This is a genomic window from Peribacillus saganii (genome assembly GCF_003429095.1).
Classification (GTDB): Bacteria; Bacillota; Bacilli; order Bacillales; family DSM-1321; genus Peribacillus; species Peribacillus saganii.
Genome location: NZ_QVTE01000051.1, coordinates 16,035 through 35,210 on the forward strand (window position 1 = coordinate 16,035; position 19,176 = coordinate 35,210).

General features: G+C 39.9%; 21 protein-coding genes and 1 pseudogene. 9 read left to right on the forward strand and 13 right to left on the reverse strand.

The features are described 5' to 3' along the window. Positions 1–55: 55 nt before the first annotated feature. Positions 56–418, reverse strand: coding sequence for a group I truncated hemoglobin (locus D0469_RS16975; RefSeq protein WP_117327914.1), 363 nt, complete (start codon positions 416–418; stop codon positions 56–58). A gap of 214 nt (positions 419–632) precedes the next feature. Continuing rightward, positions 633–1,442 (reverse strand): YitT family protein, encoded by an 810-nt coding sequence (locus D0469_RS16980; protein ID WP_117327915.1) that lies wholly within the window; start codon positions 1,440–1,442, stop codon positions 633–635. A 586-nt stretch (positions 1,443–2,028) separates the two neighbouring features. On the opposite strand from D0469_RS16980, the gene D0469_RS16985 reads away from it, so the two are divergent. Together D0469_RS16985 and D0469_RS21195 are read left to right on the forward strand one after the other, a co-directional pair. Continuing rightward, positions 2,029–2,994: a hypothetical protein gene (locus tag D0469_RS16985; RefSeq protein ID WP_117327916.1), complete on the forward strand. Its 966-nt coding sequence runs from the start codon at positions 2,029–2,031 to the stop codon at positions 2,992–2,994. 99 nt (positions 2,995–3,093) lie between these two features. Continuing rightward, complete coding sequence (locus D0469_RS21195; RefSeq protein WP_158553543.1) at positions 3,094–3,267, forward strand: hypothetical protein; 174 nt, start codon at positions 3,094–3,096, stop codon at positions 3,265–3,267. Between the two features lie 53 nt (positions 3,268–3,320). Here the strand turns inward: D0469_RS21195 and D0469_RS21200 are convergent, their stop codons facing one another. Both D0469_RS21200 and D0469_RS16990 read right to left on the reverse strand, forming a co-directional pair. After that, complete coding sequence (locus tag D0469_RS21200; protein WP_158553544.1) at positions 3,321–3,485, reverse strand: hypothetical protein; 165 nt, start codon at positions 3,483–3,485, stop codon at positions 3,321–3,323. A 647-nt stretch (positions 3,486–4,132) separates the two neighbouring features. Then, entirely contained in the window at positions 4,133–4,558 is a 426-nt protein-coding gene (locus D0469_RS16990; RefSeq protein ID WP_117327917.1) for an OsmC family protein, read from the reverse strand. A gap of 234 nt (positions 4,559–4,792) precedes the next feature. On the opposite strand from D0469_RS16990, the gene D0469_RS16995 reads away from it, so the two are divergent. Continuing rightward, positions 4,793–5,647 carry a VOC family protein gene (locus D0469_RS16995; protein ID WP_117327918.1) on the forward strand — a complete coding sequence of 285 codons (855 nt, stop codon included), beginning with the start codon at positions 4,793–4,795 and terminating at the stop codon, positions 5,645–5,647. A 141-nt stretch (positions 5,648–5,788) separates the two neighbouring features. Here D0469_RS16995 and D0469_RS17000 read toward each other — a convergent pair whose 3' ends face one another. The 4 genes from D0469_RS17000 to D0469_RS17015 all read right to left on the reverse strand — a co-directional run bounded on the left by D0469_RS17000 (position 5,789) and on the right by D0469_RS17015 (position 9,212). After that, complete coding sequence (locus D0469_RS17000; RefSeq protein WP_117327919.1) at positions 5,789–6,229, reverse strand: peptidylprolyl isomerase; 441 nt, start codon at positions 6,227–6,229, stop codon at positions 5,789–5,791. Between the two features lie 357 nt (positions 6,230–6,586). Beyond that, positions 6,587–6,841: a transposase gene (locus D0469_RS17005; protein ID WP_117327920.1), complete on the reverse strand. Its 255-nt coding sequence runs from the start codon at positions 6,839–6,841 to the stop codon at positions 6,587–6,589. Positions 6,842–7,101: 260 nt separating this feature from the next. Then, complete coding sequence (locus D0469_RS17010; protein ID WP_117327921.1) at positions 7,102–8,367, reverse strand: LysM peptidoglycan-binding domain-containing protein; 1,266 nt, start codon at positions 8,365–8,367, stop codon at positions 7,102–7,104. A 92-nt stretch (positions 8,368–8,459) separates the two neighbouring features. Continuing rightward, complete coding sequence (locus D0469_RS17015) at positions 8,460–9,212, reverse strand: (S)-benzoin forming benzil reductase (protein WP_117327922.1); 753 nt, start codon at positions 9,210–9,212, stop codon at positions 8,460–8,462. Positions 9,213–9,401: 189 nt separating this feature from the next. On the opposite strand from D0469_RS17015, the gene D0469_RS17020 reads away from it, so the two are divergent. Beyond that, positions 9,402–10,355 carry a DMT family transporter gene (locus D0469_RS17020; RefSeq protein WP_117327923.1) on the forward strand — a complete coding sequence of 318 codons (954 nt, stop codon included), beginning with the start codon at positions 9,402–9,404 and terminating at the stop codon, positions 10,353–10,355. A 70-nt stretch (positions 10,356–10,425) separates the two neighbouring features. Here D0469_RS17020 and D0469_RS17025 read toward each other — a convergent pair whose 3' ends face one another. Next, positions 10,426–12,390 (reverse strand): LTA synthase family protein, encoded by a 1,965-nt coding sequence (locus D0469_RS17025; RefSeq protein WP_117327924.1) that lies wholly within the window; start codon positions 12,388–12,390, stop codon positions 10,426–10,428. Positions 12,391–12,690: 300 nt separating this feature from the next. Here D0469_RS17025 and D0469_RS17030 point away from each other — a divergent pair, with 300 nt between their 5' ends. From D0469_RS17030 to D0469_RS17040, 3 genes are all read left to right on the forward strand, one after another. Further along, entirely contained in the window at positions 12,691–13,146 is a 456-nt protein-coding gene (locus tag D0469_RS17030) for an OsmC family protein (protein WP_117327925.1), read from the forward strand. 86 nt (positions 13,147–13,232) lie between these two features. Further along, positions 13,233–13,364: a YuzL family protein gene (locus tag D0469_RS17035; protein WP_117327926.1), complete on the forward strand. Its 132-nt coding sequence runs from the start codon at positions 13,233–13,235 to the stop codon at positions 13,362–13,364. A gap of 51 nt (positions 13,365–13,415) precedes the next feature. After that, positions 13,416–13,670: a sigma-G-dependent sporulation-specific acid-soluble spore protein CsgA gene (locus D0469_RS17040; protein ID WP_117327927.1), complete on the forward strand. Its 255-nt coding sequence runs from the start codon at positions 13,416–13,418 to the stop codon at positions 13,668–13,670. 140 nt (positions 13,671–13,810) lie between these two features. On the opposite strand, the gene D0469_RS17045 is transcribed toward D0469_RS17040, so the two are convergent. Continuing rightward, on the reverse strand, positions 13,811–14,512 hold the full coding sequence (locus D0469_RS17045; RefSeq protein WP_117327928.1) for a hypothetical protein: 702 nt from the start codon (positions 14,510–14,512) through the stop codon (positions 13,811–13,813). A 186-nt stretch (positions 14,513–14,698) separates the two neighbouring features. Then, on the reverse strand, positions 14,699–14,974 hold the full coding sequence (locus D0469_RS17050; RefSeq protein ID WP_117327929.1) for a hypothetical protein: 276 nt from the start codon (positions 14,972–14,974) through the stop codon (positions 14,699–14,701). Between the two features lie 197 nt (positions 14,975–15,171). On the opposite strand from D0469_RS17050, the gene D0469_RS17055 reads away from it, so the two are divergent. Next, the gene (locus D0469_RS17055; RefSeq protein WP_407675751.1) at positions 15,172–16,908 is read left to right on the forward strand and encodes an AAA family ATPase; all 1,737 of its coding nucleotides are present in this window, start codon (positions 15,172–15,174) and stop codon (positions 16,906–16,908) included. Positions 16,909–16,984: 76 nt separating this feature from the next. On the opposite strand, the gene D0469_RS17060 is transcribed toward D0469_RS17055, so the two are convergent. Further along, entirely contained in the window at positions 16,985–17,407 is a 423-nt protein-coding gene (locus tag D0469_RS17060; protein ID WP_158553546.1) for a beta-propeller domain-containing protein, read from the reverse strand. Between D0469_RS17060 and D0469_RS17065 the strand changes: the two are divergent. Further along, positions 17,400–17,771 (forward strand): annotated as a pseudogene (locus D0469_RS17065) (beta-propeller domain-containing protein); the annotation flags it as partial. The gene D0469_RS17060 and the pseudogene D0469_RS17065 overlap by 8 nt on opposite strands. Here the strand turns inward: D0469_RS17065 and D0469_RS17070 are convergent. After that, entirely contained in the window at positions 17,766–19,151 is a 1,386-nt protein-coding gene (locus D0469_RS17070; protein WP_117327932.1) for a beta-propeller domain-containing protein, read from the reverse strand. The pseudogene D0469_RS17065 and the gene D0469_RS17070 sit on opposite strands and share 6 nt — an antisense overlap. Positions 19,152–19,176 lie beyond the last annotated feature (25 nt).

Genomic DNA, 19,176 nt, shown 5'->3' on the forward strand with positions numbered 1-19,176 from the left:
GATCTTTAAGCTTAACTTCAAAAAAAAGAGAGCAAATTTTTGCTCCCTTTATGGCTTATTTATAGATGATGTCGTCTTTTAGTGTAGCTACCTTGAATAAGGCCTGATCGATATCCGGTTCGCTTACCTCAAAATGGGCAAGTGCATCGTGGAGATGTTTTACAATTGCATCAAAATGCTCCGGCTGCAGATTCATTCCTTCATGTGCTTTTGCCATTGATTTACCTGAATACTGTTTCGGCCCGCCTAAAGCAAAGCTAATGAATTTCTCCTGATGGCGGATTTGATTTTCCATATCAGAACGTTCAAAGAATACATTAACCGTTTCATCCTTCAGAACTAATTCATGATAAAAATATTCAACAACCTTAGAAATTGTTTCTTCCCCGCCAAGTTTATCGTATAGTGTTTGTTCCATAGCGTCACTCCCCGTCTCAATATAATTAAATGGTTCCCAATTTGTACCTATTTTATTACTGCGAAGCTATATGGATCGATAAATCGGGAGTGATTCAATTAATAAAAATATCTGTAAAAAAGGAAGAAACCGGCTGTAATAACAGCCGGCCATAGCATAACCACAATTTATAGATAAACAGTACTTATCCTTCGACGAATTGCTGTTTTCATACTTAACTCCTGTGAAAGGAGCCTATAACATCAGTTGTCTCAGTTATGTTTACAAATGCGTTCGGGTCAACTTCGTTTATAAGCAGCCTGACATCGTTTAGTTGATAGCGTGTAATCACAGTCATAAGGATTTTGCGCCTTTCACCTGAATATGCGCCTTCTCCATCCAGCAGTGTTATTCCCCTGTACAAGTTGGCAAGCAGCTTTGCTTTCATTTCTTCACCTTTTGCTGTTACAATCATCAGCGTTAATTTTATATGCTTTGTGTGAATAGTATCAATTACTTTTCCTGTAGCATAGATAGCAAGCAGGGTATTCAAGGCCGCATCCCAGGTAAATACAAAGCCTGAAATTATGACAACAACCGCATTCATGGAGGATAACAGGGCTCCCAATGGAAAATCCTTTCTCCTAGTCAACAGCATTGCAACGATATCAAAGCCTCCGGAAGAACCGGACACGCGAAAAATCAATCCGATGCCAATTCCGGTCAGCACTCCACCAAAAAGCGAGGAAAGAATCGGTTCAGATGAAATAGGAATGACTGGAACGATATATAAACTTACGGAAAGTACTACAACAGACAGTATGGTGTAACTAATAAACCGCTTCCCAAGATAGAGGACTCCCAGAATTAATAAAGGAAGGTTCAACAGGAAATTTAATATCCCTGTGTTAACAGGTGTGATAATCCCAAGCATGATAGCGATTCCGCTTAAGCCGCTGCTTAAGATTTTATGCGGTATCAAAAATAAGTTATAGGCGATTCCGACGATCACGGAACCAATGATCACAATAAGTATCCTATACATGGTTTCTCCTTTAATAATCTAGAGACTTGTGTAATTTATTATAGTAAAGTTTAATCCTAGAGAAAACATGATTGTTTATTCTAAATATTTGCCTTCATGGCGAAAATGATTTGTTTCGTCTTAAATCTTTGATAATAACCTCTGCAATAAACTAAACAAGCCAGAAATTCGAATAACTGCCAATCCTTCAAGAAAAATCACCCCAGCATAGAATGTCTGAGGTGTCAGGAAGAAGATTTGAGTTGCGGACTCTATATATCTTATGTATTGCATGGACAGATGTATAAACTCTTGTCCGTTGGATTCGAATTTTAAAGAAAACGGCTTGTGCCCAACCTTATTTACTCATTCATATTATTTTTCAATAATTCCATTTGCTCTTTTAACTGATGCCAGCATATTTCCTCCGAAGTTACTATAAGTACAAATGTAAAAAATGACCAATTTCTCATTCTTTTGCATAAACTTAGCCTTATAATGAATATACTTAATCTTTTAAAAATTTTTTATATTTCATTCTGGTATCGTTCGAAACAATAGCATATCAACCATGGGCGCCCGCTACTATTAAATAGGGAGGTTTACTATGGAAGCGAATGGATTACACTCAGTGGAACTCAAAGAACAAAGATCATTTTTTCAGTGGATAAGTTTTTTCATCCCGTATATCTATACGATAGGAATTATTTTAATTGTCGGATGGATGATCGCCGCATCATCCATATTGGGTTATCAAACCATCATGAAGAGTCCTGAAGCATTTTTTTTCCAGAATACCGTTGGGGGACAATCAATAAATAGTAAACATTCGTCATTATCTGGAGCTTACGATAATAACATGAAGAATACGGTTACTGCTTCAAAAGCGAAAGACACATGGCTAAATACTGTAGTGAAGCCTTTTATTGAACTCCCATTTAACAAAATAATCTTGCGCGGGTTATTTTTACTGTTGGTATGGATGCTTTTGTTTCTTGTTATTCCTGTTGCTTTTGCACGCTTAAAAAAGTTTAAACTGTTTAATCTTGAATTCGAGGTCGAAGATAAAGAACTTGCAGTCATTCAAACCGTTGAAATTTCAGGTGGAAAGGCAAAATTGATGGCCTATTTAACAAGTGACCACGCTTCCGGAAAAGTTCTTGATTTCTTAACCTCAGATTCCTCCATTATGTATCAAGAGGCGTTGGAGTATTTTTTAAAAGAAATCCAAGTAGGTTATTTTTGCCACTTTAATTCCGCCTTCTCATTTTCTATTCATATAGGCAATTTTCCGGAAAAACTTATTGATTTAGTGGAGGAATCAAAGGAATCCGGGGAAGCAGTAGCAAAAAACAAAGTTGATAATGATATAATTTTCAAGAAAAACTATCTTGTTTATCACTTTAGCTTTAATGGAATAGAATTTGTCACTCTGCTTAGCAGTTATTCATATCAATTTGATGTATTTGATAAATATCTAATCGGACTGCTGCATAATGTGTTAAATAAAAATGTAGAGAATATTGAATATATGGTCGCACTGACCTCTCCAAACAATGTGGAAACCGGATGAATCTTCTATTTTGCCTAAGTTTTGTTCCCCCCATTTCTGATTCAATCAGTCTTTCAAAAATGGAGAGTCTTCGGCTGGAAATGCAAAAGGAGTGAAGGAATGTCAACAAAGATTAAGACTCCCATACTTAACAAAGCTGTCAAAGAAAGAGCAGCAAAGAAATTAAAACAAGGCAAAGCTTCAAAGGCACCGGCAGTAACCGGAAGTATTGTACAACCCATTCATATAAGCAAGAATGATCCAATAGTCAGGAAAATGCTTGGCCATGTTTAGTACAAACTTGTTCTGCTAATGAATTTTCAAACGAAAATATACCATGCGGGTTATCACTGGTTCCTCAAAGATTTTGCATACTTTTTAGCCATTTGCTGCATAATCATTGAGCTTCCAACAAGGTCGGCTGGTTGTTTCACAGCCAAGTCCCTTAGGTTTATATCGCTTAATTCTTTGAACCTCTCTCCCTTTCGATATTTCCTGTAGATCTCAATCATCCTCAATTCATTCACCCTTTCATTAACAGGGTTTCTGCTCTGTCAGCAGACCTGATATTAATTTATGAATTAAACAGATTACTGTGCTCAAAAATAGTCATTCAATTATATTATTTTACGACATAAAGTGGGCAAGTGGAATTCACACCATCATATTATGTGATACATTTTCGAGGAAAACCACTTTATTGCGCTAAATCTCCCCATAACGATTGATCTGCATATTCCCATTTTGCGAATTCACAATAATTTGGTCCGGATTTTCTTCCAGTACAATACTCGTAATTTTATTTGGAAATTAATTAAGACTATACTTGTCTGCCTGAAGCATTTGCAATACTAAATCAATACTGAGACACTGATTAATTCAAAGCTGATTACCCCATAATAGGTCCGGGACGCCTGAAGCTCACCATCATAAACCCCCATCCAATTATATCAGCTCATCCTGTTTTGCAAGCGTAATCGCGGTTTTCAACTCTTTTTTTGCTTAACTCACGTTCATCGCATTGATTCTTCAGCATGCCGTTACCATAGAAATCATTCCCCACCCCTGGCTATAAGCTTAATATAAACATTTTATGAAGCAATGCTGTACACAAAATGTGTATGTAGTTCTGGAGAGCCTTTCTTTGTATTGGACCGATTTAGTTAATTTGTGTTGACACTTCACCGTTTATTGAGTAACTCATTGTTATTTTTGCATTTATCGAATTGGAAACGGAACAATACGTATCTCTAGAAAGCTTAATCGCCCTGACTACCTTCTCCTCAGGAAGCTCCCCTTCAAGCACGTAATGAATATGAACATTGGTAAAGCGCTTTGGATTTTCATCTGCCCGGTCAGCTTCCATTTCGATAGAGAAATTTGTCGGGTTTAAGCGCATTTTTGTTAAAATTAAAATGATATCAATACCTGTACAGCCCGCTACTGCATTTAATAATAATTCTGTAGGTCTTGGTCCGCTATTTGTTCCTCCTGCTTCCGGTGCTGCATCCATTTGAATAGAGTGGCCGGATGGAGTGGTGCTTGTAAATGCCATTTGTTCTTGCCAAGTAATTGTTGTCTTCAAATCTCTCATTCCTTTCTATAACCAGGCTCAATCCGAAATAAACACTATGACTAATGCTTATAATATGAACGTTGCTTCCTTTGTTTATTATTGTTTTTTAAAAAAACTCTGTTAAATCTAACCCTTGACCTTTTTTATTTATAAAAATATAATCGCTTTCATATAGTAACTAAGTTATTATTTTATTTTATACAATTACAAGCTGCCGCAGATTTCGGCAAGGAGGATAAATTCATGAAATTTCAAAGCTATCCAAACACTTTTGTCAGCCACGTTAGCTTAATTGTAACTGATATTAAGCGCTCACTTTCATATTACAAAGATATTATCGGTTTTCAAGTCCTGAATGAGACATCACAAAAAGCAATATTGACGGCGGATGGTATCACGCCCTTACTGACTATCGAACAACCTGAAAATGTATCGGCAAAGCAGCAGAGGACAACAGGCTTATATCATTTTGCCCTTTTGTTGCCAAACCGCTCCGACTTAGGATCAGTGCTATACCATTTCCTTCAGATCGGCTATCCGCTGCAAGGAGCCTCTGACCATCTGGTAAGTGAAGCAATATATCTTGCGGATCCGGATGGCAATGGAATTGAGATCTATGCTGACCGTCCATCAAATACCTGGAAGTGGGAAAACGGACAGGTATCAATGACAACTGAACGCCTCGATGCTGAGAGCCTTCTTGCTGAAGGACAGGGAAAGACATGGAAAGGACTTCCGAAGGAGACCGTTATGGGGCATATACATCTTCATGTTTCCGAGCTTAAAAAAACTGAGGAATTTTATTGTAAAGGTTTAGGTTTTGATGTTGTAACCCGCTATGGCGGACAGGCGCTTTTCATCTCCACTGGCAGCTATCATCACCATATCGGATTGAATACATGGAATGGTATAGGTGCCCCTACCCCTAACGAAAACAGTGTTGGGCTTAGATGGTTCTCCTTAGTCCTTCCGAATGAAGCGAAAAGACTTGAGGTAACGGAGCAGCTACAAAAGATTGGTGCCAGCGTGGACAATGAGAACGGTACCTGGATAACCCGCGACCCATCAGGAAATACCATTCATTTGCTGGTAATCTAAATTCCTTAAACGCACACAAATGCTGGAGCTAGAGATGGACACTCTACTTTAGTTATCCACAACTTTTACCATCTAATAATTTCCTGCCAAAAGAACAAAAACAGGCCTCATGCTATATGTGGCCTGTTTTGCATAGATTTATTATTCTTCGTCAAATACTTCTACTTTTTCCATTACATCGCCGTTTTTCATGCTGCGAGCAGCTTCCAGTCCGGAAGTCACTTTTCCAAACACTGTATGAACGCCATTTAAATGCGGCTGCGGCTCGTGAACGATGAAGAATTGGCTGCCGCCAGTATCTTTGCCAGCATGAGCCATAGATAAAGAACCAGCCTCATGTTTGTGCGGATTGCCTTCTGTTTCACATTTGATAGAATAGCCTGGGCCACCAGCACCAGTTCCAGTTGGGTCTCCACCCTGGCTTACGAAACCAGGAATAACGCGGTGAAACGTTACGTCATTGTAAAAGCCTTCGTTAGCCAGTTTTTCAAAGTTAGCCACTGTGCCAGGAGCTTCGTTCGGATAAAGTTCGAATTCGATCTTTTCGCCGTTTTTCATTTGTATGTATCCCTTTTTAGCCATTAAAACCATCTCCTTTTGATAAAAAAGCTCAATCCCTATATTAGCATTTTTTTTAGCTGAAAGAAAAGCATGACAACTTTTTTAGTCCCACTTTTCCATTTTGCATGTCATATTCATTTAACTTTCACAGTATTTTAGAAATAATCTTAAGATTTTCCGAGCACCCACGGCTCAATCTCCTGTGTAAAAGCAATTATGTGTGTTTCCAAGTAGTTTTCCATCTTGATATGGTCTTCCTTGATCAGTTTTTTGGATCATGGTTTCAAATAATTCATCCATCATAGTCTTCATCCGTTTTCCACGGAATTCGTTTATGGTACGGTAGTCGGGCTGTTGCATGGCCGCCAGTTGTTCGAGTCACGGCAGGAGTAAACCTTTTAGGAATAGCCAAACAGGATGACCTTTAGCATCATTTTTAGGATGGAATGGTGTCCTTCCGCCACCGGAGTAATGGGAGAATAATTTTTCATTCGGAATGGATTCAACCATTTCATCTATCAAACTGGCTGCATGGTGAGAAGGTAGCAGTTCGTTGATTTCAAAGATGACTTGGACCTGGTGGTTATTGTAGGGTTGGAATATAGGAGCAATATGTTCTCTTGGAAGCAGCATTTTCTTCTTTCACCTCTAGTGGAAGCGTGGTTTGCGCAGTATAAATTTCAGTAGTAGTCAAAAGATTGCTCATAAAAAACCGTCCTTTCCGGAGTGTTTATGTGGTAAGTTACTCTTTACAGGAAGAGACGGTTTTTTTTGGTTTTTTAATAGAAAAAGGAGCTGTCCCGAAAGTCGGTGTAACCGACTTTCGGGACAGCTCCTTTATATTTGTATTTACTTGGTATTAGCCAATAAAAATCTGCATGCTCAATTTTCCGCTATTTTATAACCAAAAGATTATTGCGGACAAATAACCAATTTTGCGGAAATGAAAGAGCCAAATGCCAGTAGGTCATGCCGGCTAAATCATATGAGTCCATTAGTCTGTATTTAGCGATGATGCTCCTGATATCTTCAAACCAGACAATATGCTGAATATTATTTTCGCTGTAGCGGTACCATGGTGTAGCTTGTGCAGCAGAAAATTTGATGGTTACTCCCTTGCTGATGGCTAAATTTTGTGCAGCCAGAACGGCTCGGGATGTGACCTTATTAGATGGAAGCGCCCAGTCATAGCTGTATAATGGCATTGCAGCCTGGATTTTCCCTGGTGGAATTCTCGAAACGGAGTAAATGAGCACCTGTTCCATCCAGTCAACTGGTGTTATTGGATTTGGCGGACCTCCAACATAGCCATACTCGATGGTCATAACCGCCACCAGATCAGCCACCTGCCCTATCGCCCGATAATCATGCCCCCCTGTAATAGGGTTTTGGGGCTGGTCAGATGTTTTTGCATGAATATTTACATGAAGCAACTTTGGAGCAATTGCAGCCTTCAGTTCACGCAAAAACAGTACAAAGTCACCTCTGTTTGCAGGGGGAACGTATTCGAAGTCGACGCTCACACCCGCATAGTTTTTCTGGCGGACAAATGATGCAACACTACTAGCCAAATTCCTTCTGTATTGTGTATTGCCAAGAACGGTTCCAACAAGAGGCCCATTAAAAGTCCCATTTTGGATATTCCTGATCATAAGAAGCGGATTTACATTTAACTGCCTACAACTTGTGATAATTGGTCTATCTTCTGCCTGGGCAATAGCAGTACCCTGTTCTGTAAACGTATAAGCAACTATAGCTGCATAGCTTAAAGAAGGGGCTGCTTCTGCGAGATTAGGTGTTATTGTCCCATCAGCGCGCGGAAGAATGAATCCGAGCGTAGTCACCTGTTTTTTGTATGGCGAAGGAATCTCAATTACCCTTCCTGTAACCAATGCGCTGGCCTCCACTCCAGGATTGGCAGCCAATATTTGGTCGACAGTTGTGCCATATCGCCTGGAAACACTCCAAAGAGTATCACCTGGCTTAATTCTGTACCCTCGATTAAGATGCTTCCGTTCCGGGATATATAGAGCAAGTCCTGGAACTATACCCGATGGCGATGGCAGTCCGTTTGCAGCAACAATATTCTCTACAGAAACATTATAGCGTTTAGAAATAGCCCATAAAGTATCCCCGTATTTAACGACATGTACCGCCATACCACCACACCCTTTTCACATATACTTAATAAAAGCATATGGGGCATGATGGCGATTCTATTACTTAATCCCTTAAGAATACCTTAAGTTTGCTAAATGAATTCTTTGATATCGTAAAATTTTCCGTTTTCAATCTCAGACTGATGGATTAATTCGTACAGTTTTTCCGAAACTAATTCAGGAGTCCTGAGTAACCCTTGCTCTTTATAGCCCTTAAAGATGGCTGAATCAGCAAAGTCTCTTTCCTCGGCTGTCCTAATTTTTTCCTGCATACCAGTATCCATAATCCCTGGTGAAAAAGAAACGATACTTGCGGGAAATTTTGCTGATTTTTGTTCTAATGCTGCTGTTCGGGTAAACATTTCAAGCCCTGCTTTTGTACTGCAGTAAGCTGACCACCCGCTGATCGGCCTTACCGCTGCACCGGATGAGACATTAACAACTACCTTTTTCAGATCCTTTTTTTCAAGCTGTGATATAAAAAGATTCGACAGCAGAACAGGCGCGAGAAAATTCAGGTTCATGCTTTTCTCCAGAATCTCCCTGTCTAATTGACCTGCAGGTTTAATTGGGTCTATCATCCCGGCATTATTAATTAAGTAAACCTCTTTAGAGGCGTAATGGAAATAAGAACTTATCTGGGAAGCAGCTTTTTGGGCTTCTTCAGGAACGCTTAAATCAACTTCTATGTATATCACTTTGGAGCCTGTTATTTTTGCAAAATCCTTAAATTCCTGGCTAAAAGAACGTGCGAGAAGAATACAGCAGTTCCCCTCCTTCATGCATTGTTCTGCAAGGCCTTTCCCCAATCCTTTTGAAGCACCAGTGATAATATATGTTTTCATTGTCCCAACTCCTTTTATTTCTATAATATGGCTATTTTCACTTTATCATAATAAATGTTTTATTCTAAGTAATTGAACTAGTGACAAGGAAAAGGAAATTTTTCGAATTATTTTTCCCGAAATATTCTTACACTTCAGATATTTGTCGTATATACTTATTTTTACAAAGAGTTTAAAAAGAGGTGCAACATGAACAAAGCAATTTTACTAGGCATTTTAGCCTCCTTTTTCTTTGCCTTCACTTTTGTGCTGAACAGGGCAATGGAGCTATCAGGGGGAAGCTGGATTTGGAGCTCTTCCTTACGGTTTTTCTTTATGATTCCATTTTTATTTATTATTGTCGGTTTACAGGGAAACCTAAAACCTCTATTTGCCAGCCTGAAGCAGCACCCGCTTGCCTGGCTCACCTGGAGCACTGTTGGTTTCGGGCTTTTTTACGCACCTTTAACCTACGCATCATCCTTTGGCCCAGGCTGGCTGATTGCGGGTACATGGCAAATTACAATAGTAGCTGGTACTTTGTTGATCCCATTTTTGCAAAAGAACAGCAAGAATGCAAAACAATCCTTTCCCATAAAAGGATTGGTATATTCGTTGCTGATTTTACTAGGGGTCGCTATTATGCAATCAGAGAATGCAGGTCAGGTATCAGCCAAGGAAGTCATTCTTTGTGTCCTTCCTATCTTGCTGGCAGCTTTTGCCTACCCGCTGGGTAATAGAAAAATGATGGAGCTTTGCGGGTCAGACCTTGGTACATTTCAAAGGGTTCTGGGGATGACGATTGCAAGCATGCCACTTTGGATTGCTCTTTCTATCTACGGATTTGTTTCAGAGGCTCCTCCGAGTAGTGCACAGCTAGCTCAAACATTTATTGTCGCCTTAAGTTCCGGTGTAGTTGCCACAGTTCTTTATTTTTTTGCAACCAATATGGTAAAACATGATATGCACTCGCTAGCCGCAGTCGAGGCCACCCAGTCAGGGGCTGTTCTCTTTTCCCTTCTAGGAGAAATTGTTTTTCTGAAAGGCTCGATACCAGGGATATGGTCCATTATCGGTATCATAATGGTTATTACCGGCATGATTCTGCACAGTCTATTTTCGGGTAAACCAAAGGCAAAACAACTGAAGAGGATAGCTGTTTAATTGCACCATTTAATTTTCTTATCAAAACCAAAAAGAACCCCTGCGCAATTCGGCAGGGGTTCCATTATTGTTAATTCTTTATAATGGCTGGGTCTTCAGCCTTTGGTTCTTCCTCTTTTACATAATTGTAATCAAGGCGATTAATTGGTTCAAAGCCCTCTGGCTTATAAAAACGGAGAAGGTCTTTTAATACGATATCATCTGATATGCTCAATTGGTTTTTAACTACAGTTGAGACTGATTGACAATCCTTTTTCTCCACTTCTTCACCGGTAGCAGTGTTATAGCACTGCTCACCAACCTTAGTGAATTGTGCTGACACATAGTCTCCGTTACGGAATGGCACAATTTGCTTACGCTTTTCAGATAATAAATCTGAACCTGATTCCAGGTAATCCTTCGTATCAATACCCAACAGATGCAGGACGGTTGCCCTGATGTCAACCTGTCCGCCAAAGGTATGATTGACACTTCCTTTTACACCCGGAACATGAATGAATACCGGAATGCGCTGGAGCATGGCATTTTCGTATGGCGTTATTTCCTTGCCTATTACTTTTGCCATCGCTTCATTGTGGTTTTCAGAAATCCCATAATGGTCTCCGTACATCACGACCATTGTATTATCATAAAGTCCGGAAGCTTTCAGGTCATTGAAAAATTGCTGTATCGCAGTATCCATGTAATGTGCTGACTGGAAGTACTGGTTAACTACATTATTATTGCCAAATTGTCCGGCTGGGAAATCTGTATCGCCTTCATCCATTTTAAATGGAAAATGGTTGGAAAGCGTAATGAATTTTGAATAGAACGGCTGTTTCAAGCTTGTTAAGAGCGGCATGGACTCCTTAAAGAAAGGAATGTCCTTCATGCCATAGTTCTTTGTATTTTCATCTGACATGCTGTAATATTCCGCATCAAAGAACTTATCATAGCCAAGTGACTTATACATCTCATTACGATTCCAGAATGTTTTGTAATTGCCATGGAAGGCAGCAGACGTATATCCTCTGGATTTTAAAATCGCTGGCAGAGCGTGATAAGTGTTTTGAGCTTTGTTTACGAAAACAGATCCCTGTGACATAGGGAATAATGCATTCTCCATCATAAACTCGGCGTCAGAGGTTTTCCCCTGGCCCGTTTGGTGGAAGACATTATCAAAATAAAATGTTTGATTTCCATGTGCAAGCGAGTTTAAGAACGGCGTTACTTCCATGCCATTAATTTTATAGTCGATCAAAAATGTTTGGAATGATTCCAAAGAGATATAAATTACGTTCTTACCCTCTGCCTTGCCGAAATATTTAGGGTTCGGTACTGAATGGTTTGCTTTAACATAGTTCTCTACTGCTGATATGTCACTGCTGTCAGCAAGCGCACGCTGGCTTGATGATTTTGCATTCTGGATCATATCGTAAATTGTAAAGTTATATGTTCCCAGATATTTGACGAGATAGTTTCGATCAAACGAACGTGTCAAAAGTTCCGGTCGATCCTTTTCAGCAAGTCCTAAATTTAAAAGGAAAACCAATACGGAAGCTGTCAAAACTGAGAAGTATGCTTTTCTGCTCTTTTGTTCAACAGGTTTATAAACTTTAAAAGCAAGCAATAAAATCAGAATGAAGAAATCACTAAAATAAAGTATGTCCAAAACAGACATTAATGACAGTGCACTGTCACCCAGCTGGCCGCCGTTTGTTTTGGTCTGCATGAGCACCGGCACGGTAATAAAATCATTAAAAAACCGGTAATACACTACGTTTGCATATAGCAGAAACGAAAGCAGGAAATGGATTCCTAAAAGTACGCAGTGCTGCAGGCGTCCTTTAAAAATAAGCGCAACACCAAGGAAAAAGAGAGCAGAGCTCAAGGGATTTAAGAATAGCAGGAATTTTTGAAGTGAGTTATCGATTCCTAATGTGAATTCAATTTTATAGGCAGCATAAGTTTTTAGCCAGAAAAGGATGACGGCAATAAAAAAGAACGCCAATTTCTGCCGGCTCACCATTTTCATAAGTTTCATAGTTTTACTCATTTTTTACACCTCTTTAAAAAGCATGAAAGAAACGCATAGAGAGCATTATACCACAGTTTTTTCCCAAATGAACTTTTCAGTAAATTTGATTTTTTCACTTTAAATTTACAATGTGTAATAAACCTGTTACAAAATCTGTTTAAAATTTTACCATACCTTTACAATGAGGGGAACTATTTGATACTTATATCTTTTTAAATCCTGCTTATTAAAACATAAAATCCCTTTTTTCCTTGGACGGTCCATTGGCTGTCGGAGCAATCTTCCGGTACAATTGAGTCTGACAAAAGGAGTGATTCGATGGCTTTACATCATTTTCATTTGACTGCGAACTGGCCTGGCCTTCGCAATGATGTCGGAGAAATAAATACAGGAAATTTGCAAACAAAGGTTTCCATTCCACTTGAAATGGATGGTCCGGGTATTGGCACCAATCCTGATGAAATGCTGCTTGGTGCAGCAGCAACATGTTATATAATTACACTGGCGGCTATGATGGAAAGGAGTAAATTGAAAAAAAAAGACCTGGTTTTATGTTCTGAAGGAATAGTGGAGCTTTCCAACGGAGTGATTACATATAGAAAAATTATACATAGGCCAAAAATAGTCCTTTTACACAATGCAATGGACAGGGACATTCGTCTCGCCCGGAGACTATCCGAAAAAGCCGAAGAATCGTGCATGATATCCAGAGCGTTAAAAGGAAATGTAATTATTGAAATTAATCCTTCAATTGTAAAAGGAAAAGAATTTTAGCCCTCCCTTTATTCCTAGGTTACCCCTCTCTTAAAATGAATACAAACCATACTTATAAGAGAAAGTAAACTATGGAGGTGAGCAAGATGGCAAAAAGAAAAACAGATCCTTCAACAATCGGCCTTGGTTCATCACAGCCTGAGGGTCAGGGAACAACAAATAGGGAAACAGGGTCTTACAAAGCTGACTCAACTCGCAAGAAAAAGAAAGCCCACTGACCGACATGTACGGAAAGATTGAAAAAAAGCTTTTATGAAAGGAATGGTAAGATGGACCGTACGATTGGTTACCTGCGAGAAATCCTTTCTAACTATACAGACCAATATCCTGAGGCACAGCAAATTTACGATAAAATAAAGCACGGAAGCTTCCCAACCGAGGAAGCACTGGTGAACGACTTGAACCACGGTGAAAGAGCGCTGCTCAATCAAATCCTTCCAGAGGAAATAAACCATGCCAAGGAAGTCCAGGATGACGAGCGTTATATCCAATTAAACGAGGTATATGAGTTGCTGCCTCTTTAAATTAACGAAAGAACCTTGTCCTCTAGTTCAATCTGGACAAGGTTCTTTCTCGCTGCCATAACGCGGCTTAATTAGCCAGCCCCTGATGCTGGACGAAAAAGCCGTCACAGCATCAGGGCTGACCAGAGGCGTTCGCTTTTCTAGTGCTCCATTTCGCTGAGGGAATCCATGTGGCTGGCAATCATGGCAATAATGGTACCAGCTTCTTCCTTGCTGAACATAAAATTAGTTTCATCTTTAATCATATCTTCATCGTCGGTATAGATGCGGTTGATTCTCCTTAATACACCGTCACCTGTTTCCTGTACAACACCGAACTGATAGGTTACTTCAACTTCGTTTTCCTTATAATAAGCGGTAACCTCAGGTGTTTCCCATTCGACATCGATTTCAAAAAGCTCAGTGTCGGACTCATCGTCCAAATCGTATACATATTCAATATCATCTGACTCACCATGGTCATCATCCATTTCATAAACTACATCCGTCTCATAAGGGGCATCCATATCAAATTGTTCATCCATGTCATCATCATCCATAAAGTCATGGAAACTTTCATGGACTGCATCAACGATATCCTCGATATCAGTCAGGACAACCTTGCTTGCTTGAATCAGTTCAGGATCGACGGATTCCATGTAGAATTCTTCATTATGAGGATCAAAAAACAGCGTGCAAAAATATGCTCTTTCGTCATCGTCCAACTCTGTGTAGAACTCGATTCTTGGATGTTTTGCCCCGCGTTCTATGGTCATTCCACCCTCTTGGTCGAATTTATCACAGATTGATTCAAGATGATCCTGCAACTCTCCGCTTACTCTGTCAAACCATTCTAAAGACATCCTCATCCCATCCTTTCAAGGTTATCGATTTTATTATTTCCGGAACAGAACGAATCTTCCCGTTCCATTTAAAACCAAAGTTGTTTGCAGGGTTTAGGGATATTCTAAATTTGAGCATAAGAAAATGCTGCACCTAAATTTCGATGCAGCAATATAAGTACTATTCATAATCATTACCATTTTAGGTTAAGTAGTTTGTTTCTCCCGGTTATAATAATCAATGCCATAAAGGCTTCCTTCAGCTACCATCTCGTTGTCAGGGATATCATAAGGATCTGGATAGGCTGCTTTTTTAATGGTAGGTTCTATATTTTTGTTTTGGTCCTTACCCATCATTTTCATGGCCTGGTCACGCATTGAATTAATCAAGTCCATTGCCTTCTGCCGATTATTTTTCTTCCGGAAGTAGGCCGCACCTGCTAGCCCGGCTCCCAGCATTAACAGTTGATTCCTTTTTGCCATAACAATCACCCTCCTTATTTTCCATATTATTTTTTTTACCCTTTTTCTTCCCTTTCAATCGTTAAAATCCTTACATTCTTATTACAAAGGAAATGTCACAAATAATTCACACTTTTTCAATATTACTAAAATTTACCTGTTTTATACCAGCTTTAATTATTTATAATAGTTTTATATTTTAAAAGGAGTTGAAATGGTTGAAACAACGTTCGAAATTGATGTTGAAATTTCTTCCGCTCTTTGTGGCGTTACTTTTAGCAGCAACTGGGTATTTATGGTATATACAGAGCGCCAGCAAACCGGTGCCTGTTTCTTTTTCAACAATGGTTCAAACCATTGAAAGCCAAAATGGCAAAACAGTATCGCTCGAAGAAAAAAGAGATGGAACGTTAACTTTGACAACAAAAGACGGGCACTACATTTCAAATGTTCCTCCTGGCAGCGAATCTGTTGATAGAATTATAGAAAAATATAATGTAGAATATTCGTTTTCAAATAGCACTCCTTTCGGTAAATGGATTCTAATTGTACTGGCTGCTGCTGCAGCAACTGGGGCAATCATTTTTCATAAGAAGGGAAAAGAAGGGTTTGGCACAGCGAGCAAGATGAAAAACAGCCTCGCAAAGGCACGTCCCCTTCCATCTATCACGCTTGATGATGTTGGTGGAATCCCAGAAGAAATGAAAGAGGAAATCTTTCAAACACTTGCCATCTTAAAAGATCCTGAACGTTCAGAGAAGATTGGCATTAAGCCTCCAAAAGGCATTTTGCTATACGGACCCCCTGGTACCGGTAAAACCTTGCTTGCGCAGGCTATTGCAAAGGAAATGAATGCCTCATTCTTCTCTACCAGCGGCTCAGCATTCAATGAAATGTATGTTGGCGTTGGAGCGTCCCGTGTCCGCAGTCTGTTCCAAAACGCCAGAAAGCAATCTCCTGCAGTTGTCTTTATCGATGAAGTGGATGCACTTGCGGGTAAACGTAAGCCGCAGGGCGGTGGGGATGAGAGTGAGAAAACCCTGACTGAACTCCTTGTCCAGCTGGATGGCGGGCATAGCAATGATGGCATTTTGTTCATCGCAGCAACAAACCGGAAGGATATGCTTGATGAAGCGTTCCTTCGTCCAGGAAGGGTAGACTTTTCATTTAATGTACCGCTTCCGGATACGAAAGGCCGACGGGAAATTATTGATATCCATACACGCGGTAAAAAACTTGCGTCTAATGTAGTAGCATCATTTGATACGCTAGCAGACAGCACCTCCGGATTCTCAGGTGCAGAACTGAGTTCTCTCTTTGAGACAGCAAGCAGACGCGCTGTACGTAACGGCCAGGATATGATCGAGAAAAGCGACCTGGATTTCGCATTGGACCGGACTATTTTAGGAAGCACTTCAAGAACATTAAAGGATCCAGAAACAAAACGCAGGGTTGCCATCCATGAAGCAGGACATGCGCTGATTGCAGCATTAACAAAACCCGGCTCCGTCCGTAAGGCAACCATAATCCCACGGGGCGAAGCCCTTGGTTATGTAGCACCTATTCCAAAGGAACTTCATTTATCGACCCGCAGTGAACTGCTTGATCAGGTAAAAATGATCCTTGCCGGCGGTGTTGCTGAACGGATGTTCCTCGGGGAACATAGTGTCGGTGTAGGCGGGGATGTCATGCAAGCGAAGCATGTCATAGAACAAATGGTTGAGATCGGTATGTTGCATGATGGTTTCTCGCTAACCTTTAATAAAGGAGCAAAAGAAGCAAAAATGCAGGATATTTTTGATGAAGCCCTACAGGGCGCTGAAATGCTCATCGAAAGTAACCAATACCAATACAATCAGCTTGTTGAAGCCCTTCTGCAAAAAGAAACACTTGAAGGCAGTGAGGTAGAAGAAATTGTTAACGGCGAAAGCCACGTGCCAAGCCTGATTAGCTAAGGCTGTAAAACCGATCTTAATAAAAAGAGGATGTTCCATTAAATTGGACATCCTCTTTTTTTACATTGGCCTGAATCTATTGAAGCAAAAGCTCACCTGTTCTTTTATAATCCGTCAGGCTGTGAGAAGTTATTTTAGACGGAGAAAGTGCAAACATTGTATCACCAATATAAATCAGGCGTTCAATACCCGTCCCCCATTCTTCGTATAGCGGAAGCTTTCCTTCTTCTATATGTGTAATTCTGTCCTGCAATGTAAATCCGTTAGTTTTATCAACTGTAAACACAAGGGCCCCCTGAAACGCCAGCTTTTTTTCTTCTGAATTCTTTACATCGCTGTATATGCTGACAGGAAAAGCAAACAATCCTGTTTTTTTATTAAAAAGCAATGCCCTATGGTCATAATTTAACGGAGAGCTGGTACCGTTAGCACCTATGACTTCAGAAAACTTTTCCTTTGGTTGCGTTACATCCGTAACATCAAATAATGTTATTGCCACAACAAAAGGGGAGACGTTTGATGGTAGAAGTCCTTCTTCAAACCATATTTATATATATGATCAAAACATGAAGCTGACCGGCCGGCTCGAAAACCTGGCAAGGGGTGAGAGAATATATTCTGCAAGATTTATGGGTGACAAAATTTATGTGGTAACATTCAAGCAGGTTGACCCTCTGTTTGTCATAGATGCAGCCAATCCAAATGCCCCAAAGGTGCTCGGTGAACTGAAGATTCCCGGTTTTAGTGATTATCTTCATCCGCTTGATGAAAACCATCTTATCGGGTTTGGCCATGATACGAAATTGATAAGCCAAAAAGGCGGCAGGGAACCGCTAATCCGGACGAACGGAGTGAAACTAACTAAAATAACCATTATGTTCATCCATTGAAAATTGGTTTAAAAGTGTTCCCTTTACTGTAGCTGTTTGCTGAAAGACTATTTTTGTTCCTTTTATTGCAAACTTGTATATTAATGTATCAGGATTCCATATGAAGTCTTGTTTCCCTTCACTATTTGAATTGTCGCTTACAGCGAGATATATGTTTTCTTTTGACATATAAAACTGTTCCCCGCTGCCCAGCTGTGTTGTAATCTCTGCTTTTTCAGATGGCTTAGTCAAATCAAAGGCAGATAGTATAGAAAAGCCTCTCTCCTGTGACTGGGGAAAATAGCTTATTTTATCATATTTGATCTTCTGCATCCTCTGTCCGTCTGCAGTATCAGCGTATAATGGGCGCAGGTCAGCATCTCCCTTCTCAAGCATCGTATAATCCGGATAATAGATGGAAGCAATATATAAGATCCCGCTGATTTTCCGGGATGAAATCATATGCCCTTCCTGTTTAACTTCTCGTGTATTTACTGGCTTCTCAGGGTTTTTCATATCATAAACAATTGTTTTTGTGAATTCATAAAAGGGCCTAGAGATCTTATCCTCGCTGTTCTGCCGTTTCTGGTACTTCCAATCTCCGCTTTCATTACCGATTACAACAAGCTGATTCTCCTCCAGGAAAATGGACTGAGGATAAAATTCAGTGTTGTACCGAATCTCTCCCACCTTATCCATTGTTCCTTTATCGGTTTTTATGATACTAATCTTTCCATCGACGAGATGATAAATATATTTCCCATCGGTTTTGACAGTGTCACCCTCCTCAATACCAGCCACCTGGACATTTGTTTCTGAACCATCAGCATTTTCATTTGATCCGCCTGCTGCACTATCCGATTTTTCTGCTGACTTTTCTTCTGATGACCAAAATCTTTTCTGATCTTTTTCGCGTTTTAATATCGTTAGAAAATGTTCATTCAAACGTTGTTTGCTGCCGATTACAGGAAGCGACTGCTGGACTGTAAAACCTATCTCCTGTTCTGAGCCAAGCCTTCGCCCTGCAGTTGATTTTATCTCCTTCGAGATGTGGAGAACATAGCTTTTGGATTTTAAGCTGTAGCCATCCTTCGGCGGTAAAATTACTACTGTCTTTCGAGAGTAATCGATTGACAAACTGGTATTCTGGCGCTCCCCCTTTTCATCGGTCACATAAAAATGTTTTTGCGTCAAACTGGAATTGTTGATTTTATCAGTAAACATCACTTTCCATGAATGGTTCGTCAACACTTGATATGGAACTTTAGTGTTGAATTCATTTATTAGCTTCGGCTTCCCCGACAGGAAAACATACATCAATGCGACCAAAAGACACATGGCTATCCCGGCAACAGAAAAATATATTTTTCTCATACTAACGCCTCCTACCTAACTGACG

Excerpts from the sequence above, each read along its gene's own strand:
- D0469_RS17025 (WP_117327924.1), bottom strand. The coding sequence starts at position 12,390 with ATGAGTAAAACTATGAAACTTATGAAAATGGTGAGCCGGCAGAAATTG.
- D0469_RS16975 (WP_117327914.1), bottom strand. The coding sequence starts at position 418 with ATGGAACAAACACTATACGATAAACTTGGCGGGGAAGAAACAATTTCT.
- D0469_RS21200 (WP_158553544.1), bottom strand. The coding sequence starts at position 3,485 with ATGATTGAGATCTACAGGAAATATCGAAAGGGAGAGAGGTTCAAAGAA.
- D0469_RS17015 (WP_117327922.1), bottom strand. The coding sequence starts at position 9,212 with ATGAAAACATATATTATCACTGGTGCTTCAAAAGGATTGGGGAAAGGC.
- D0469_RS17045 (WP_117327928.1), bottom strand. The coding sequence starts at position 14,512 with ATGTCTTTAGAATGGTTTGACAGAGTAAGCGGAGAGTTGCAGGATCAT.
- D0469_RS17000 (WP_117327919.1), bottom strand. The coding sequence starts at position 6,229 with ATGGCTAAAAAGGGATACATACAAATGAAAAACGGCGAAAAGATCGAA.
- D0469_RS21195 (WP_158553543.1), top strand. The coding sequence starts at position 3,094 with ATGTCAACAAAGATTAAGACTCCCATACTTAACAAAGCTGTCAAAGAA.
- D0469_RS17070 (WP_117327932.1), bottom strand. The coding sequence starts at position 19,151 with ATGAGAAAAATATATTTTTCTGTTGCCGGGATAGCCATGTGTCTTTTG.
- D0469_RS17035 (WP_117327926.1), top strand. The coding sequence starts at position 13,233 with ATGGCAAAAAGAAAAACAGATCCTTCAACAATCGGCCTTGGTTCATCA.
- D0469_RS16985 (WP_117327916.1), top strand. The coding sequence starts at position 2,029 with ATGGAAGCGAATGGATTACACTCAGTGGAACTCAAAGAACAAAGATCA.
- D0469_RS17005 (WP_117327920.1), bottom strand. The coding sequence starts at position 6,841 with ATGCTGCTTCCAAGAGAACATATTGCTCCTATATTCCAACCCTACAAT.
- D0469_RS16980 (WP_117327915.1), bottom strand. The coding sequence starts at position 1,442 with ATGTATAGGATACTTATTGTGATCATTGGTTCCGTGATCGTCGGAATC.
- D0469_RS17040 (WP_117327927.1), top strand. The coding sequence starts at position 13,416 with ATGGACCGTACGATTGGTTACCTGCGAGAAATCCTTTCTAACTATACA.
- D0469_RS16995 (WP_117327918.1), top strand. The coding sequence starts at position 4,793 with ATGAAATTTCAAAGCTATCCAAACACTTTTGTCAGCCACGTTAGCTTA.
- D0469_RS17010 (WP_117327921.1), bottom strand. The coding sequence starts at position 8,367 with ATGGCGGTACATGTCGTTAAATACGGGGATACTTTATGGGCTATTTCT.
- D0469_RS17020 (WP_117327923.1), top strand. The coding sequence starts at position 9,402 with ATGAACAAAGCAATTTTACTAGGCATTTTAGCCTCCTTTTTCTTTGCC.
- D0469_RS17050 (WP_117327929.1), bottom strand. The coding sequence starts at position 14,974 with ATGGCAAAAAGGAATCAACTGTTAATGCTGGGAGCCGGGCTAGCAGGT.
- D0469_RS17030 (WP_117327925.1), top strand. The coding sequence starts at position 12,691 with ATGGCTTTACATCATTTTCATTTGACTGCGAACTGGCCTGGCCTTCGC.